General features: G+C 67.0%; 12 protein-coding genes. 10 read left to right on the forward strand and 2 right to left on the reverse strand.

The features are described 5' to 3' along the window. The first annotated feature begins 70 nt into the window (after positions 1-70). Genes G5B40_RS01995 through G5B40_RS02010 form a run of 4 tightly spaced genes read left to right on the forward strand, consistent with a single transcriptional unit; the run spans position 71 to position 5,365 of the window. Entirely contained in the window at positions 71-1,252 is a 1,182-nt protein-coding gene (locus G5B40_RS01995) for a pyridoxal phosphate-dependent aminotransferase (RefSeq protein WP_165094391.1), read from the forward strand. Then, the gene (locus tag G5B40_RS02000; RefSeq protein WP_343040868.1) at positions 1,252-2,121 is read left to right on the forward strand and encodes a homocysteine S-methyltransferase family protein; all 870 of its coding nucleotides are present in this window, start codon (positions 1,252-1,254) and stop codon (positions 2,119-2,121) included. The genes G5B40_RS01995 and G5B40_RS02000 overlap by 1 nt, the downstream gene beginning before the upstream one ends. Next, positions 2,118-4,559 carry a GcvT family protein gene (locus G5B40_RS02005; RefSeq protein WP_165094395.1) on the forward strand — a complete coding sequence of 814 codons (2,442 nt, stop codon included), beginning with the start codon at positions 2,118-2,120 and terminating at the stop codon, positions 4,557-4,559. Before G5B40_RS02000 ends, G5B40_RS02005 begins: the two co-directional genes overlap by 4 nt. Next, positions 4,556-5,365: an isocitrate lyase/PEP mutase family protein gene (locus G5B40_RS02010; RefSeq protein ID WP_246209680.1), complete on the forward strand. Its 810-nt coding sequence runs from the start codon at positions 4,556-4,558 to the stop codon at positions 5,363-5,365. The genes G5B40_RS02005 and G5B40_RS02010 overlap by 4 nt, the downstream gene beginning before the upstream one ends. Here the strand turns inward: G5B40_RS02010 and G5B40_RS02015 are convergent. After that, the gene (locus G5B40_RS02015; RefSeq protein ID WP_165094397.1) at positions 5,355-6,761 is read right to left on the reverse strand and encodes a cytochrome P450; all 1,407 of its coding nucleotides are present in this window, start codon (positions 6,759-6,761) and stop codon (positions 5,355-5,357) included. The two genes, G5B40_RS02010 and G5B40_RS02015, sit on opposite strands and share 11 nt — an antisense overlap. A 131-nt stretch (positions 6,762-6,892) precedes the next feature. Between G5B40_RS02015 and G5B40_RS02020 the strand changes: the two genes are divergently transcribed. From G5B40_RS02020 to G5B40_RS02035, 4 genes are all read left to right on the forward strand, one after another. After that, positions 6,893-8,287 (forward strand): pyridoxal phosphate-dependent decarboxylase family protein, encoded by a 1,395-nt coding sequence (locus G5B40_RS02020; protein WP_165094399.1) that lies wholly within the window; start codon positions 6,893-6,895, stop codon positions 8,285-8,287. A gap of 107 nt (positions 8,288-8,394) precedes the next feature. Next, positions 8,395-9,138, forward strand: coding sequence for a peptidoglycan-binding domain-containing protein (locus G5B40_RS02025; RefSeq protein ID WP_165094401.1), 744 nt, complete (start codon positions 8,395-8,397; stop codon positions 9,136-9,138). A gap of 296 nt (positions 9,139-9,434) precedes the next feature. After that, positions 9,435-10,994, forward strand: a complete 1,560-nt coding sequence (locus G5B40_RS02030) for a trimethylamine methyltransferase family protein (protein ID WP_211907391.1) — start codon at positions 9,435-9,437, stop codon at positions 10,992-10,994. Positions 10,995-11,096: 102 nt separating this feature from the next. Continuing rightward, positions 11,097-12,185, forward strand: a complete 1,089-nt coding sequence (locus tag G5B40_RS02035) for a peptidoglycan-binding domain-containing protein (RefSeq protein WP_165094403.1) — start codon at positions 11,097-11,099, stop codon at positions 12,183-12,185. Positions 12,186-12,292: 107 nt separating this feature from the next. On the opposite strand, the gene aptA is transcribed toward G5B40_RS02035, so the two are convergent. Continuing rightward, positions 12,293-13,633 (reverse strand): omega-aminotransferase AptA, encoded by a 1,341-nt coding sequence (aptA, locus tag G5B40_RS02040; protein WP_165094405.1) that lies wholly within the window; start codon positions 13,631-13,633, stop codon positions 12,293-12,295. A 93-nt stretch (positions 13,634-13,726) separates the two neighbouring features. On the opposite strand from aptA, the gene G5B40_RS02045 reads away from it, so the two are divergent. Together G5B40_RS02045 and G5B40_RS02050 are read left to right on the forward strand one after the other, a co-directional pair. Then, the gene (locus G5B40_RS02045; protein ID WP_165094407.1) at positions 13,727-15,214 is read left to right on the forward strand and encodes an aminotransferase-like domain-containing protein; all 1,488 of its coding nucleotides are present in this window, start codon (positions 13,727-13,729) and stop codon (positions 15,212-15,214) included. Further along, entirely contained in the window at positions 15,201-16,298 is a 1,098-nt protein-coding gene (locus G5B40_RS02050) for an NAD(P)/FAD-dependent oxidoreductase (protein ID WP_165094409.1), read from the forward strand. Before G5B40_RS02045 ends, G5B40_RS02050 begins: the two co-directional genes overlap by 14 nt. The last annotated feature ends 51 nt before the right edge of the window (positions 16,299-16,349 follow it).

Raw genomic sequence — 16,349 nt, forward strand, 5'->3', positions numbered from 1 at the left:
CGATGGGTTGACCCGGATCGCGGCGCCGCGCATCCCGCCGCGCGAGACCTTAAGCGACAGGAGCCGCGCCATGAAACTCTCGGAACGGATTATCGGCCTTAACGGCGCGCCCGGCGAAAGCGACGGCTGGGGCGTCTATTACCGCGCCCGCGCGATGATCGAGGCTGGTGAGACGCTTACCATGCTCTGCATCGGCGAGCATGACCGCAAGACCGCGCCCTTCATTCTCGACGCGATGGACGCCTCCGCGCGCGGCGGCAATACCGGCTACGCCCTGGCGCTGGGGCAGGATGGTCTGCGCAGGGCTGTCGCGGAGCGGGTCGAGGCGGCGACGGGCGTCGATACGACGGCGGCGAACGTCATGATCACCACGGGCGGACAGGCGGCGCTGTTCGCCACGATGTGCGCCGCGCTCGATCCGGGTGATACGGCGGTGATCGTGGACCCTTACTACGCCACCTATCCTTCGACCGTCCGGGGCGCCGGCGGCGTCCTCAGAACTGTCGCGGCGCGTCCTTCAAAGGGCTTTCAGCCCGACGCGTCCGATCTTTCCGCCGCGACCGAGGGTGCGCGCGCGCTTCTGATCAATACGCCCCACAATCCCACCGGCGCCGTCTACAGCCGCGCGACGATGGAGGGGATCGCGGCGGTTTGCCGCGAGCGCGATCTCTGGCTGATCTCGGATGAGGTCTATTCCGGGCAGGTGCACGAAGGCGCGCATCTTTCGCCCCGCGCGCTTCCCGGCATGGCGGAGCGGACCCTTGTCGTCGGCTCTATGTCGAAATCGTATGTCATGACCGGATTTCGGATCGGCTGGGTGATCGGGCCGGAGGACGTGATCGCGGCGATGATGAGCCTCGCCAATGCGACGACTTACGGTGTGCCCGGCTTCATTCAGGACGCGGCGGAAATCGCCCTGAGGCAGGGCGCGGCGGAGGAGGCCGAGGTCGCCGCGCTCTACAACCGGCGGCGCGACAGGGCGGTCGCGGCGCTTGAGGGCTCGCCGGTCGCGGTCTCGCCGCCCGACGGGGCGATGTATGTGATGCTGGATATCCGAGGCACCGGGATGAGCGGCGAGGCCTTCGCGATGGCGCTTCTCGAACGCGAGAGGATCGCGGTGATGCCGGGCGAAAGTTTCGGTCGAGCGGCGGCGGGCCATGTCCGCGTCGCGCTGACGGTCGGGGACGAGGCGATGGCGGCGGCGCTTCGCCGGCTCGCGCAATTCGCATCCCGCCTGGCGAAAGCCGCGTGATGGCGACGATCCTCGACGGCGGCATGGGGCAGGAGCTGATCGCGCGCGCTGGTGGCGTGGCGAGTCCGCTCTGGGCGACCGACGTGATGATGAACCGACCGGAACTCGTCCGCGCCGTCCATGACGATTACTTCCGCGCCGGGGCCGAGGTCGCGACGGTAAACTCCTACGCTATCCTCCGTGATCGATTGGCGCCCTCCGGCCTGGAGTATCGTTTCGAGGCGTTGCACCTCGCCGCCTGCCGGATGGCGGTCGAGGCGCGGGACGCGCATGGAGCGGGGCTGGTCGCCGGCTCGCTCGGCCCGATCGGGGCGTCCTACCGACCGGAGCTGGCGCCGCTGGCCGAGGAGGCGGCCCGCGTATACGCGGAAATAGCGGCAATACAAGCGCCTTACGTTGACTTCTTTATTTGCGAGACGATGGCGTCCGTGGAGCAGGCGCGGGGCGCGGTGCTTGGCGCGTCAGAGGCCGGCAAGCCGGTCTGGCTCGCGGTGACGGTCGATGACGACAACGGCGCGCGCCTCCGCTCCGGCGAGCCGGTGGAAGAAGTGCTGGCGGTGGTCGAGGCGCTCGCGCCCGCAGCGCTTCTGGTCAACTGTTCGACGCCGGAAGCGGTCTCGGCGGCGCTGCGGAGGCTTTCCGGCGCGCCGGTTCCGCTCGGCGCCTACGCCAACGGTTTCACTCGGATCACCGAAGCTTTCAAGGCCGACCGGCCGACCGTGGACGCGCTGAAGGCGCGCACCGATCTCGGCCCCGAGGCCTATCTCGGTTTCGCGCGCGAATGGGTGGCGCTCGGCGCGACGCTCATCGGCGGTTGCTGCGAGGTCGGGCCGGCGCATATCCGGCTTCTGGCGGAGACCTTGAAATGACCCCACCGGCCCATGCCCGCGCGGTGATCATCGGCGGCGGAGTGATTGGCTGTTCGGTGGCCTATCACCTGACGAAGCTCGGCTGGAAAGATGTGGTCCTGCTGGAACGGAAGCGCCTGACCAGCGGCACGACATGGCATGCGGCCGGCCTGATCGCGCAACTTCGCGCCTCGGCCAACATGACGCGGCTGGCGAAATACAGTCAGGAGCTATACGGCGCGCTGGAGGAGGAGACCGGCGTCGCGACAGGGTTTCGCCGCGTCGGCTCGATGACCGTGGCGCTGACCGAGGCGCGCAGGGAAGAGATCCTGCGTCAGGCTTCGATGGCCCGCGCCTTCGGGGTGGAGGCGGAACCGATTGGCCCCGGAGAGGTGAAGTTCCGGCACCCGCTGATCGAAGGCGCCGATGTGCTGGCTGGCGTCTATCTGGCGAAGGACGGGCAGGGCGACCCCGCCAACATCGCGCTTGCGATGGCGCGCGGCGCGAAACAGCGTGGCGCGGAGATATTCGAGAACGTGAAGGCGGTAAGCGTAACACGCGAAGGGCGGCGCGTCACCGGCGTCGATTGGGAAATGGCGGGCGAACGGGGCCGCATCGCCTGCGACCATGTCGTGAACTGCGCCGGCATGTGGGGGCGGGAGGTCGGACGAATGCTCGGCGTCAACGTCCCGCTCCAAGCTTGCGAGCACTTCTATATCGTCTCCGAACCTATTGATAATCTGGAGCAACTACCGGTTCTTCGTGTGCCGGACGAATGCGCCTATTACAAGGTTGACGCCGGCAAGCTGATGCTCGGCGCCTTCGAACCCGTTGCGAAACCCTGGGCGCTGGACGGACTTCCCGAGGATTTTGAGTTCGACCAGATTCAGGAGGATTTCGACCATTTCGAGCCGATCCTCGAAGCCGCCGTGGCGCGCGTCCCGGCTCTCGGCCGCGCCGGCATCCACACCTTCTTCAACGGACCGGAAAGTTTCACGCCCGACAACGCCTATCATCTCGGCCTCGCGCCGGAGGCGGAGAATGTCTGGGTGGCGGCCGGGTTCAACTCCATTGGCATACAGTCGGCCGGCGGGGCCGGCATGGCGCTGGCGGAATGGATGGAGACGGGCGAGAAGCCCTTCGATCTCGGAGATGTCGATATCGCCCGGATGCACCCCTTTCAGGGCAATCGGACCTATCTCGCTTTGCGCGCGACGGAGAGCCTTGGGCTTCTTTACGCCGATCACTTCCCGCTCCGGCAGAAAGCGAGCGCGCGGGGTGTTCGCCGCTCCCCCTTCCATCATCAGCTTCTGGAGCGGGGGGCGGTGATGGGTGAAATCGCCGGGTGGGAGCGCGCGAACTGGTTCGCCGCGTCTGGCGAGCCGCGCGAATACCGCCACTCCTGGGGGCGCGAGAACTGGTTCGAGAACGCCGCCGCCGAGCATCGCGCGGTGCGCGAGGGGGTCGGCCTCTACGACATGTCGTCGTTCGGAAAGATTCGCGTTGAAGGCCCTGATGCAGAAAGCTTTCTGAACCATGTCGCCGGTGCGGAGATGGCCGTTCCCGCCGGAAAGATCGTCTACACGCAATTCCTGAACGCTCGGGGCGGGATCGAGGCCGATGTGACGATCACGCGGCTTTCGGAGACCGCCTATCTGGTGGTGACGCCGGCGGCGACCCGGCTGGCGGATGAGACGCGGCTTCGCCGGCTCGCGGGTGAGCGGCGCGTCGCGATTACCGACATGACCGCGGCGGAGGGCGTCCTGGCGGTGATGGGGCCGCGGGCGCGGGACTTGATGCGCGCCGTCTCGCCCGACGACTTCTCCAACGCTGCGCACCCGTTCGGTTGGGCGCGGGAAATCGAGATCGGCATGGGCCTCGCCCGCGCGCATCGCGTCTCCTATGTCGGTGAGCTTGGCTGGGAGTTGTACGTCTCCGCCGACATGGCTGGCCATGTGTTCGAGACGCTGATCGAGGCCGGCGCGCGGTTCGACCTCAAGCTCTGCGGGCTGCACATGATGAACAATTGCCGCATCGAGAAGGCCTTCCGGCATTTCGGGCATGACATCACATCCGAGGACCATGTGCTGGAGGCCGGGCTCGGCTTTGCAGTCAAGACCGCGAAATCCGAATTCATTGGCCGCGATGCGGTGCTCAGGAAACGCGAGGCCGGACTCGGGCGGCGGATGCTCCAGTTTCGGCTGAACGATCCCGAGCCGATCCTCCACCATAACGAGCCGATCCTCAGGGACGGACGCGTTGTCGGCTATCTGAGTTCGGGCGCCTATGGGCATACTCTCGGCGCTGCGGTGGGGCTCGGCTATGTTCCTTCGGAGGGCGAGTCTGCGGAGGCGTTGCTCGCATCAAGCTATGAGATCGAGATCGCCGGACGGCTTTTCGCGGCGCGGGCTGCGCTGAAGCCGTTTTACGATCCGACAGGAGAAAGAATGAGAGGATGACCATGACCGTCGAGGACCGCCGTCGCCGCTTTCGCGAACTGCACCAGCCGGGCGCGCCGCTGGTGATGCCGAACCCCTGGGATCTCGGCTCCGCCCGTGTCCTCGAATCGCTCGGCGCCGTGGCGTTCGGCACCACCTCCTCGGGTTTCGCCTTCACGCTTGGCCGGCCGGATCGGGAGCACGTCTCGGCCGACGAGGCGCTGGCCCATGCCGCCGCGGTCCATGCGGCGGTGAGCATCCCGGTCAGCGCCGATCTCGAAAGCGGCTACGGGGCCACGCCGGAAACGGTGGCGGCGACGGTCCGCCGGGCGGCGGAAATCGGCCTCGCCGGCTGCTCGATCGAGGATACCGATCACCCGCATCCGCGCTCCTATGCGTTCGACGCGACGATGGCGCGGGCGAAGGCGGCGATCGAGGCCGCGGGCGAAAGCGGCATCGTGCTTACGCTGCGCGCGGACGGGCTGCTCTATGGCGCCTATGACGAGGCGGAGGCGGTGCGCCGGTGTCTCGCAATGGCCGAACTCGGCGCGGATGTGATCTATGCGCCGCTCGCCTCCGCCGAGGCGCTGAAGGCGATGGCCGCGAGCGGAACGCCGGTGAACGCGCTGGCCGTCGGAGACGCGGCGAAACTGGAGGTGAAGGGGCTGGCGGCGCTCGGCGTCGCCCGCATCTCCTTCGGCGGGGCGCTGGCGCGACTCACGCAGCGGGTGCTGATCGATGCTGGGCGGGCGGCGCTTTCCGGCGAACTGTCGGCGCTTCTCGGCGGCGCGTCTGGGGCGGAGGTCGACGCGTTTCTCAGCCGCTGACCGGGGCGGGCGCCGCCGCTGACGCAGGATGCGGCGCGCGACGAAGGAAGCGCATCCTGATCGGCTCCTTCGGTCGTGTCGTCAGTTTACCGACCGGCATGACCCGCTTGGCGTTCAGCGTCTCGAAATCGTAGCGTCGGCAAAGCGAAGCCAGAATCAGCACGCTTTCCGTCGTCGCGAAACTCGCCCCGGCGCAGACCCGGGGGCCGAGGCCGAATGGCAGATAGGCGAGGCTGGCGATCTTGGTCATGCGGCCCGGAAGATGCCTGTCGGGGTCGAACACGTCCGGACGGCGCCAGAATTTCCGATGCCGATGGATCAGCCAGGGCGAGACGACGACCAGCGAGCCGGCGGCAATTTTCTGCTCGCCGAGCACATCGTCCTTCGTCGCGATCCGGGTGATGAAGGAGACCGGCGGATAGAGCCGCAGGGCCTCGCGGAAAACGTTCCGCGTGTAACCGAGCGCGCGCACATGCTCGAATCGGATCGGCCCATCGCCGACCGCGCGCGCTGTCTCTTTGCGGATGCGCGCCACTGTTTCGGGCGTCTGGCTCAGGATGAAGAACGCCCAGGTCAAAGCACTGGCCGAGGTCTCATGCCCGGCGAGGAAAAAGACCGCAATCTGGTCGATCAGCTCGTCGCGCGTGAAGCCTTCGCCGGTTTCCGGGTCGCGCGCCGTGATCACGTCGCCCGCGATGTCGGCGCGGCGCTCGCCCGAGGCGAGCCGGCGGTCGATCATCACGCCGAGCCGCTCGCGGATCACCGCGCACATCTCCTTCACCCGTTTCGGCGGCTCGATCTCCGCCCAGGCCGGGCTTTCCAGCATCACCTTCGGCTCGATCTGGGGGACGCTGTTCTGATACTCCGCGAAGGCGTGAAACACCGCGCTGGCGTGTTCGCCCTCGATCGGTTCGGAAAAGATCGTCCGAAAGACGATATCGGCGGTCAGTCGGCTCATTTCCTCGTCGAGCGGCAGCGGGCCGGCGGCGGCGTCCAGCCGAGTCTCGGCCGCGTCGACCGCCGCGACCATCTGCTGGTAGGCGGTTTTTATCCGCATATGCGCGAATGCCGGGTCGATCATCCGCCGCTGGCGCGCCCATGTCTCTCCGGCCGAGATGAACATCCCGTCGCCGACCAGAGGCGCCAACGCGCCGACCATCAGATCGCTTTTCGGGTAGTTCGCGACCCGGTCGATCAGCACCTTGCGAACCAGATGCGGGTGGTTGACGATGAAGATCGGCCGCTTCGATCCCGGCGCCTGTCCGATAAAGGTTTCATACGCCGAACCGGGCAGAAGCGAAAGAACGTCGCGCGCGCCCAGGAACGCCGAGGCGAACGCCCCGGCCATGGTTTTCGGTTTCGGCGCGGGTGGGCGAAAGGGTTCGGATCGGTTCATTTCAGCTCGGGTGTGGAGGAATGGCGCGAACCTAGCGGCGGCGCCGGTCATGTCAATTCGCGGCGCCTCGCCCGTTCCCGTGACAGGCGGCCGGATGGCCGCTATCGAACCGCGAGCAGAGGAGCGAACTGATGGATTTCGACGAATACGGCCCCTGGGCCAAACGGGTGGTCGACTGGACCCTCGACTATCACAGGACGATCCGCGAGCGGAAGGTGCGCGCGCCGCTGACCCCCGGCGCCGTGGCGGGGCAACTGCCGGAGAGCCCGCCCGAACTGGCGGAGCCGATGGAGACGATATTCGCCGATTTCGAACGGATCGTTCCGGACGGCATGACCCATTGGCAGCATCCTCGCTTCATGGCCTATTTTCCGTCCAACGCTGCACCCGCCTCGATGCTGGCGGAGCAACTGGTCAACGGGATCGCCGCGAATTGCCTCTTGTGGCAGACAAGCCCGGCCGGGACCGAGATCGAGACCCGGATGATCGACTGGCTGCGCCAGGCGTTGGGGCTTCCCGCCGGATGGCGCGGACTGATCCAGGACGCCGCCTCAACCGCTACGCTCTGCGCCGCGCTGACGATGCGCGAACGGTCGATGGGCTGGCGCGGCATCCGTTCCGGCGTCTCGGGCGAAACGGCGCCGCGCATCTACGCCTCCGCGCAAACCCATTCGAGTGTCGACAAGGCGTGCTGGGTCGCCGGAATAGGCCAGGACAACCTGGTGAAGATCGGAACGGACGAAAATTTCGCCATGCGTCCGGACGCGCTCCGGGAGGCGATTGAAGCGGACCGCGCGGCGGGATTGGCCCCCGCCGGGGTGATGATCTGCGTCGGCGGCACCTCCATCGGCGCCATTGATCCGGTCAGCGCGGTGATGGATGTCGCGGAGGAGGAGGGACTCTACACCCATGTCGACGCCGCCTGGGCCGGCTCCGCGATGATCTGCCCTGAGTTCCGGTCGCTCTGGGACGGGGTGGAGCGGGCCGACAGCGTTGTCTTCAACCCGCATAAATGGCTTGGCGCGCATTTCGATTGTTCTGTCCAGTTCCTGAAGGACCCGACCGATCAGATCCGGACACTCGGGCTCCGCCCCTCGTTTCTGGAGACTGGCGGCGTTGACGATGCGGTCAATTATTCCGAATGGACGCTGCCGCTCGGCCGGCGGTTCCGGGCGCTGAAGCTCTGGTTCCTGATCCGCGCCTACGGGCTGGAGGGGTTGCGCGCGCGTATCCGCGATCACGTCGCCTGGACCGAAGAAGCCGAGGCGCGCATCGCCGGCATGAACGGCCTGAAGATCGTCACCCGTCGTCGCCTTGCGCTCTTCACCTTCGCCCATGTCGACGGCGACGCGCGCACCAGGGCGCTGCTGGAGACGGTCAACGATGACGGCCGGACCTACCTGACGCAGACGAGCCACGAGGGCCGCTATCTCATCCGTCTCACCATGGGCCAGTTCGACATGAAACGCGCCGACATGGTCGAGGCGCTCGACGCGATCGAGGAGATCAACGCTGCGCTCGGCTGAACGCCGCCGCCTTCACACAGGACGGAACTGCGGCGCGCGTCTGCGCGTTCTTCATCTCGGATCACGTGTAACGCCCGCCCGCGGAGCGGGTTGGAAAGGAGATCGAGATGAGAGACATGCTTAACGGTGCTGCTGCTGCGGCGCTCCTCTTCGGCGTCTTGCAGGCGACGGGCGCGATGGCGGCTTCGTCAGGCGAGATGCTATTCTGGCGGAAGGCGCAGGAATCCGGCGCGGTTTCGGATTATCGCGAATATCTGCGCCGGTTCCCGGCCGGTGATTTCGCCGCGCTGGCGCGCGACAGGATCGAAGGCGGCGTCGACACGCTGGAGCGCCAGGCCTCGCCAAGCACCCCAGAGGACGAAGAAGCCCTCGATCTCGACCCGGCGATGCGCGCCGCTGTTCAGGACGGCCTGACGCAACGCGGTTTCACGATCGGCGCCTCGACCGGCGAATTCGACACGGCGACGCGGAATGCGATTCGGGGCTGGCAGGCGCAGAACGATTTACCATCGACAGGATTCATAAGCGCCGAGCAGTATGACGAGATCACCACTGCGCCACTTTCCGGCAGCATCCCGATCGATGAGCCGATGACGGCGCGCATCGATTCCTCGACCTCTGAGGCGGAACGGGCGGCGCGTGAGGCGCGGCTCGATTACGGGGTTGCCGAACTTCGCGAGATCGAAGGGCGGCTGGCCCGAGCGGGTTTTGATCCCGGACCGATCGATGGCGTGATCGACCCGACGACGCGCGGGGCCATCGCCGCCTATCGACAGGCGCGCGGTTTCGCCGTGAACGGCTATCTCGACCGGCCGGTGATCGACGCGCTAGTGCGCGAGACCAAGGGCTGAGCGCCGCGCGTCGCGGGCGCGCGCCGCCATCAATCATCCAGTGAGCCCGCCGGCTTTCCTCCGGCGGGCTTTCGCGCGCCGGCGCCGGCGCCTGAAAACGACATTCCGCCGGTCGGTTCTGACGCACTTTGTCGCAGCTTGGCGGTTAGCCTGAACCGGAACGCGGAGCGCGCCATGATGTCGAACTGCTGGTTCCAGGTGCTGACGCGGCGCACGATCGGCGCCGCGCGCGGCCGCGCCGCGAGGGGCTCGCCGGCCTGATCTCCCTTCCGATGTGATCAGGCGAGGAGCGGAAAATGAACGAGATGACCCCGAGACAACGTCGCGCCGGCGGCCGCGCCGCGCGTCAGGCGTTGCGCGCCGCGCCGCTGGCGGAGGCCGTGCGCCCGGTGCGCGCCGGGCTTCAGGGCGGCGCCTACAGCCCGCTGGCCGAGGCCGAGGTGCAGCGCATCCACCGCGCCGCGCTCGAAGCCTGCGCCACGATCGGGTTCGCCGACGCGCCACCGTCCGGCGTCGCCGCGCTGACCGGCGCGGGGGCGATCCTTGGTGATGATGGGCGCATCCGCATCCCGGCCGCGCTGATCGAGGACAGCCTCGCGATGGCGGCGCGGGACGTGACGCTCTTCGGCCGCGATCCGCGCCATGACCTGCATCCCGGCGGTACGCGGGTGCATTTCGGCACCGCCGGCGCCGCCGTGCATCTGGTCGATGTCGAGACCAGGGAATATCGCGAATGCACGGTGCAGGATCTCTACGACGCTGCGCGCATCGTCGATGTCCTCGACAACGTGCACTTTTTCCAGCGCCCGATGGTCTGTCGCGATATCGCGGATAATTTCGAGATGGACCTCAACACCATCTACGCCTGTTGCGCCGGCACCTCGAAACACGTCGGGACCAGCTTCACCGAGGTTGCGCATATGGCGGGCGCGTTCGATTTGATCCACCGCATCGCCGGTGGTGAGGAGGCTTGGCGCGCGCGGCCCTTCATCTCCAACTCCAATTGCTTCGTTGTGCCGCCGATGAAATTCGCCACCGAGAGTTGTCTGGTGATGGAAGCCTGCATCAGGGGCGGGATGCCGGTTTTGATGCTCTCGGCGGGGCAGGCGGGGGCGACGGCGCCGGCCCCGATCGCCGGTACGGTGGTGCAGGCGGTGGCGGAGTGCCTCGCCGGCGTCGTCTATGTGAACGCGATCAAGCCCGGCCATCCGGCGATCTTCGGCACCTGGCCATTCGTCTCCGACCTCAGAACCGGGGCGATGTCCGGCGGTTCGGGGGAGCAGGCGCTGCTCACCGCCGCCTGCGCGCAGATGCACCGCTTCTACGGGTTGCCGGGCGGCGCGGCGGCGGGGATCGCCGATGCGAAGCTGCCCGACATGCAGGCCGGCTGGGAGCAGGCGGTCTCCAACGCCATGGCCGGGCTTTCCGGGCTCAACATGGTCTATGAATCCGTCGGGATGCACGCCTCGCTCCTCGGGTTCTGCCTCGAGAGCCTGATTCTCGGTGATGACATGCTGGGACAGTGCCTCCGCTGCGTTCGCGGAATCGAGGTGACGGACGAGACGCTCAGCCTTGAGACCATGCGCGCGGTCTGCCTGGGCGGGCCGGGGCATTATCTCGGCTCGCCCCAGACGCTGGCGCTGATGCAGACCGAATATGTCTATCCGCGACTTGGAGATCGCACGTCGCCCAAGGAATGGGCGGAGATCGGAAAGCCGGACCTGATCGCGAGGGCTAAAAAGGACAAGGAACGTATTCTTTCCAACCACTTTCCGCGCTACATTGATGTAACGACTGATCGTGAGATCAGAGCCGCGCATCGTATTCACCTTCCGGTCGCTGCCGTTCGCATCTGACGCCGGAACAGTATTCGACCGGAACCGTCCACCGAACAGCGCGTTCTCATTCCGACCTTATCGCCGTCCGAGAAGGGCGAGGAACAGTGTCTGGAGGACGACATGAAACGAACTACGACCGCATTGACGACAATCATGACGTTGGCCGGCGCGCTGGCCGTGCAACCGGTGTTCGCCGCGACCGAATCCGAATTGCAGTTCTGGCGCTCGGCGGAGGACGCGGGGCAGGCGCGTGACTATCGCGCCTATCTGGAGCGTTATCCGGAGGGGGAGTTCGCGCCGCTTGCGAAGAATCGCCTCCGCGATGTGCGCAGGGAACGGAGAGAGGATGAGGCGGAGACCGCCGCCGCGGCCGTCGACACCCGCACGCCTTATCAGAAGGAGGCCGCGCTCGGCCTTTCCGCCAGCGACAGGCGCGTGGTCCAGTCGAGCCTCGTCGCCAGGGGTTACGATACGCGCGGCGTCGATGGCGTCTTCGGAGCAGGTTCACGGAGCGCGATATCGGGCTGGCAGGCGGCCGAGGGTCACCAGGTCACCGGCTATCTGACTGCGGAGGAATACGCCGCGCTCGGGGGCGCAGAGAACCCCGGCGCCTTAACAAATCCTGGCGCGGGAAGCGCCGCAGCGAACCAGGCTAACGCTTGTGCGGACGATGGTGCTACGGCCTCGGAGTGGCGTGAATGGAGCGAGGCCAAGCGCATCGACACACAGGCGTCCTATCGCACCTATCTCGACCGTTACCCGAACGGCCGGCATGCCGACGATGCGCTGACCGAGATTTACGGCGTCACCCATGACGGAGATGCGAGCGCAACGCTGACACAAGGCGAGCGCCGCGCCGAGCGTCAGGAACAGGAAGAGACACTGGGCTACGATGTGAATCAGCGAACCCAGGTCGAACAGCGGCTTGAAGTCGCTGGATACGATCCGGGGCCGGTCGATGGCGTCTTCACACGAGAGACGCGCCTCGCGATCGCCTCCTACCGGAAGGATCGCCACCTTGAACACGGGCGGTATCTGGACAGAGAAATGGTTCGCCGCTTGGTGGAGGACACCAATGGCGTCTCCTACAGCCCGAGTGCGAGCACCGGCGACGCGACGAATTCGAGCGTTCAGATCAACCCCAATGTCGCCGCAGCCATCGCAGCCGGCGCTCTGGCGGTCGGTGGAGCGCTGCTTCTCGACGATTGACGGTCGTCTCACGAGAGATCAGTAGGGAATCGCACGAACCTGTGGAGTGGGTTCGTGCGAAGGAAAGGCTGGGGAAACCCGGCCTTTCCGCTTGTGTCGCGTCCGGGTCAGGCCAACTGCTGATCCATCGTCGTCCGGATCTTGTCGATGATCTCATCGACATGGGCGCGGGTCGCGATGAACATAGGTGCGACAATCGCGGTCTCGCCGGTGAACTTCACATGGCAGCCGTTCCAGAACAGATCCTTCTGCATCTTCGCGCCGCGCCGCCCTGGGACGCCGTCGTGATGGAACTCCAGTCCCGACATCAGGCCGATGGTGCGGATGTCCTTCACCAGTTCATGATCGCGAAGGCTCATCATCGCATCGGCGAAATAAGGCGCGAGCGCCGCGGCCTTCTCGAACAGCCCCTCCCGCTCGTAAATCTCCATCGCCGCGATGCCGGCGGCGCAGGCCGCGGGGTGGGCGCTGTAGGTGTAGCCATGGAAGAACTCGATGGCGTTCATCGGGCTGGCGTTGGTGATCGTCTCATAGATCCGGTCCTGCGCCGCGACCGCGCCCATCGGGATGCAGCCATTGGTCAGCGCCTTCGCCATGGTGCAGATATCTGGAGTCACACCGAAATGCTGCGCGGCGAAATTGGAGCCGAGCCGCCCGAAACCGGTGATGACCTCGTCAAAGACGAGAAGGATGCCGTGCTCGTCGCAGATCTCGCGCAGCCGTTCCAGATAACCTTTCGGCGGGACCAGAGTGCCGGTGGAGCCAGCGACCGGCTCGACGAAGACCGCGGCGATGGTGGAGCCGCCATAAGTTTCGCAATGGCGTTGCAGATCGTTCGCGAGTTCGACGCCGTCATGCTCCGGCTGGCCCTCATGGAACAGGTCCTTGCCGGTCATGGTGTGGCGGATGGTGACGACGTTCGGCATGACGACCGGGAAGGTCTCCCGATTCTTCACCATGCCGGAGAGGCTGACGCCGCCCATATTGACGCCGTGATAGGCGCGCTCGCGCGAAACGAAGCGCAGCCGTTGACCGTCGCCGTTCGCCCGATGGAAGGCCATGACCATCTTCAGCGCGGTGTCGATTGATTCCGAGCCGGAATTGACGAAGAAGACGTGGTTCATGCCTTCGGGCAGGAGCGCAGTGACCCGCTTCGCCAGCTCGAACGAGCCCGGGTGGCCCATCTGGAAATGCGGCGTGTAGCTGTTCGTGGTCATCTGGTCGTAGACCGCTTTCGCGATCTCCTGGCGGCCGTGGCCGGCCGGACAGCAGAAGAGCGCGGATGAGCCGTCGATCAGTTTGCCGCCTTTGTGATCCCAGCAATAGACGCCCTCGGATTGGACGACGAGGCGGGGGTTCTCCTTGAAATCACGGTTGCTGGTGAAGGGCAGCCAATGCTCTTCGAGGCTGTTGGGACGTGCGGGCAGGCCATTTGGCAGGTCGTGCATCGGGTGACTCCGGAGATTCAGGTGATCCGGGCTAGAGTAGCGCCACCGAAGCGCGTTACGATAGCGCCAGTTTGGGCCATTAGGGGTAGGCCAGTGCGCGAGTTCCTGTTTCCCATCGAACGCGGCGGTGGCGAGAGCCTGCAGGCGCAGATCCGCGCGGCGCTGGAGCGCGCGGTCGTTTCCGGCCGCTTCGCGCCTGGCGAGTCCGCGCCCTCGACGCGGCGGCTGGCGGAGGCGCTTGGCGTCTCGCGCAACACGGTCAGCCTCGCGTTCCAGGCGCTTGTCGATCAGGGGGTGCTCGAAGCGCGTGAGCGCAGCGGCTATTACATCGCCCGTTTCGGGGCCGAGGCGGCGCCGGCCCAGGCCCCCGACGGGCCGCAGATCGAATGGGACGGGCGAATGGCCGGGCCGAGCGTCAGGTTCGAATCGGTGCCGCGGCCGCCTGACTGGCGCGGCGCGCCCTTTCCTTTCATCTATGGTCAGTTCGATCCGGATCTCTTCCCGATCGCCGAGTGGCGCGACGCGACACGCCGGGCGATGGGGCGGCGCTGGCTGGAGGACTGGACCGAGGACCGCTACGCTGAGGACGACCCGATGCTGATCGAGGAGATCCGCCGGCGCATTCTGCCGCGCCGCGGCGTGGCGGCGGAGCCGGAGGAGATCCTGATCACGCTCGGCGCGCAGAACGCCATCTTCCTCGCCGCGACGCTGCTGATCCCGGCCGACGCAGCAGCGGCGATGGAGGAGCCGGGCTATCCCGACGCCCGCGCGATCTTCGGCGCGCGAGCCGGGCGGCTGATCCTCCAGCCTGTCGATGGCGACGGCATGCTGGTCGATGAGCGGCTCAGAGGCGCCCGGCTCATCTACGTGACGCCGAGCCATCAGCACCCTTCGCTGGTCTCCATGACGCTGGAGCGCCGGCGCGCGCTGCTCGATCTCGCGGAGGCGGAGGACGCGGTGATTCTCGAGGACGATTACGAGCCCGAAGCCATCGCGATGGGTCCGCAGCGCCCGGCGCTCGGCGCGCTCGACCGGCGCGGGCGCGTGATCTACGCTGGCTCGCTCTCGAAAAGCATGATGCCGGGGCTTCGGCTGGGGTTCCTCGTCGGCGCCGCCGAGTTCATAAAGGAGGCGAGGGCGCTCCGCCGACTGATCTTCCGGCACCCGCCCGGGATGAACCAGCGCGTCGCCGCGCTTTTCATGGCGGCGCGCCATCATGACATGCTGCTCGGCCGCATTCGCCGCGCGCTTCAGGCGCGACGCAGCGCGGCGATGGCTGCGCTCGCCCAGCAAGCGCCGGGTTGGCGGTTCTCTGGCGCGGATGGCGGCGGCGGGCTCTGGGTAGAGACCGCACCGGCGCTTGACTCCCGCCGCCTCGCCGAAGCGGCGCTGAAGGAAGGGGTGGTGATCGAACCCGGTGATGTCTTTTTCGGCGCCGCGAAACAGACCCGCTTCTTCCGTCTTGGTTTTTCGGTAATCCCGGAGGAGCGGATCGAGGAGGGCGTGATCCGGCTGGCGCGCGCGGCGCGGACGCTGCAAACCACGGGCGTAGCGGGAAAGGGCGGCCGTGGAGGAGATTGAGACCGTTGTGATCGGCGCAGGGGTGGTTGGCCTCGCCATCGCCCGCGCGTTGGCGCAGGCCGGGCGCGAGGTGATCGTGCTGGAGGCCGAATCCGGTTTCGGCGCCGGTATATCCTCGCGCAATTCCGAAGTGATCCACGCCGGCATCTATTACCCGCGAGGCAGCCTCAAGGCCCGGCTCTGCGTCGAAGGGCGCCGGCGGCTCTACGATTATTGCGCAGCGCACGGGGTGGCGACGCGGGCCTGCGGGAAGCTGATCGTAGCGACGACGCCGGAAGAAATACCTGCGCTCGACGATCTGGCCGCGCGGGGGGCGCGCAACGGGGTGGAGGGGCTGCGGCGTATCTCGGGGGCGGAAGCGCGGGCGATGGAGCCCGCGCTTCGCGCCGAGGCGGCGCTCTGGTCGCCGGGCACCGGCATCGTGGATGCGCATGGGTTCATGCTCGCGCTTCTCGGCGACGCTGAGGCGGCCGGCGCAATGCTGGCGTTGAACGCGTCAGTCAGAAAGATCATCCGCGCGGCTACGGGCTTGTTCGTCGATGTCGATGGCGTGACGCCGATGCGGCTCCACGCGCGGGAGGTCGTGAACGCCGCCGGGCTCGCGGCGCCAGGCCTCTCCGCCGGCCTCGCTCCCGCGCCGCCAGCGCATTTCGCCAAGGGAAATTATTTCCGGCTTCGGGGGCGCGCGCCGTTCTCCAGGCTGGTCTATCCCGCGCCGGTCGTCGGGGGGCTCGGCGTGCATCTGACGATCGATCTCGGCGGTCAGGCGCGGTTCGGGCCGGATGTCGAATGGATCGCACGGCCCGAATATGCGGTCGATCCGACGCGGGCGGCTGCATTCTACGGGGCGATCCGACGCTACTGGCCGGATCTCGCCGATGGCGCTCTCGAGCCCGACTATGCTGGTGTGCGCCCGAAGCTTGTCGGGCCGGAAGCCGGCGGGGCTGCGGATTTTCGCATCGACGGGCCGGAGCGCCATGGGGTCGCCGGCTATGTCGCGCTCTACGGGATCGAAAGCCCGGGTCTGACCGCGGCGCTGGCCGTCGCCGACCACGCCGCAGGTATGCTGATCGGCGCCAGATGATCCAAATGCGACGCCTAGTGACGGATTTGGAGCACGATCGGCGTGCGCCAT

The organism is Pikeienuella piscinae (genome assembly GCF_011044155.1).
Classification (GTDB): Bacteria; Pseudomonadota; Alphaproteobacteria; order Rhodobacterales; family Rhodobacteraceae; genus Pikeienuella; species Pikeienuella piscinae.

Bases quoted from the DNA above. Each gene is read 5' to 3' on its own strand.
- G5B40_RS01995 (WP_165094391.1), top strand. From the start codon at position 71: ATGAAACTCTCGGAACGGATTATCGGCCTTAACGGCGCGCCCGGCGAA.
- G5B40_RS02000 (WP_343040868.1), top strand. From the start codon at position 1,252: ATGGCGACGATCCTCGACGGCGGCATGGGGCAGGAGCTGATCGCGCGC.
- G5B40_RS02005 (WP_165094395.1), top strand. From the start codon at position 2,118: ATGACCCCACCGGCCCATGCCCGCGCGGTGATCATCGGCGGCGGAGTG.
- G5B40_RS02010 (WP_246209680.1), top strand. From the start codon at position 4,556: ATGACCATGACCGTCGAGGACCGCCGTCGCCGCTTTCGCGAACTGCAC.
- G5B40_RS02015 (WP_165094397.1), bottom strand. From the start codon at position 6,761: ATGAACCGATCCGAACCCTTTCGCCCACCCGCGCCGAAACCGAAAACC.
- G5B40_RS02020 (WP_165094399.1), top strand. From the start codon at position 6,893: ATGGATTTCGACGAATACGGCCCCTGGGCCAAACGGGTGGTCGACTGG.
- G5B40_RS02025 (WP_165094401.1), top strand. From the start codon at position 8,395: ATGAGAGACATGCTTAACGGTGCTGCTGCTGCGGCGCTCCTCTTCGGC.
- G5B40_RS02030 (WP_211907391.1), top strand. From the start codon at position 9,435: ATGAACGAGATGACCCCGAGACAACGTCGCGCCGGCGGCCGCGCCGCG.
- G5B40_RS02035 (WP_165094403.1), top strand. From the start codon at position 11,097: ATGAAACGAACTACGACCGCATTGACGACAATCATGACGTTGGCCGGC.
- aptA (WP_165094405.1), bottom strand. From the start codon at position 13,633: ATGCACGACCTGCCAAATGGCCTGCCCGCACGTCCCAACAGCCTCGAA.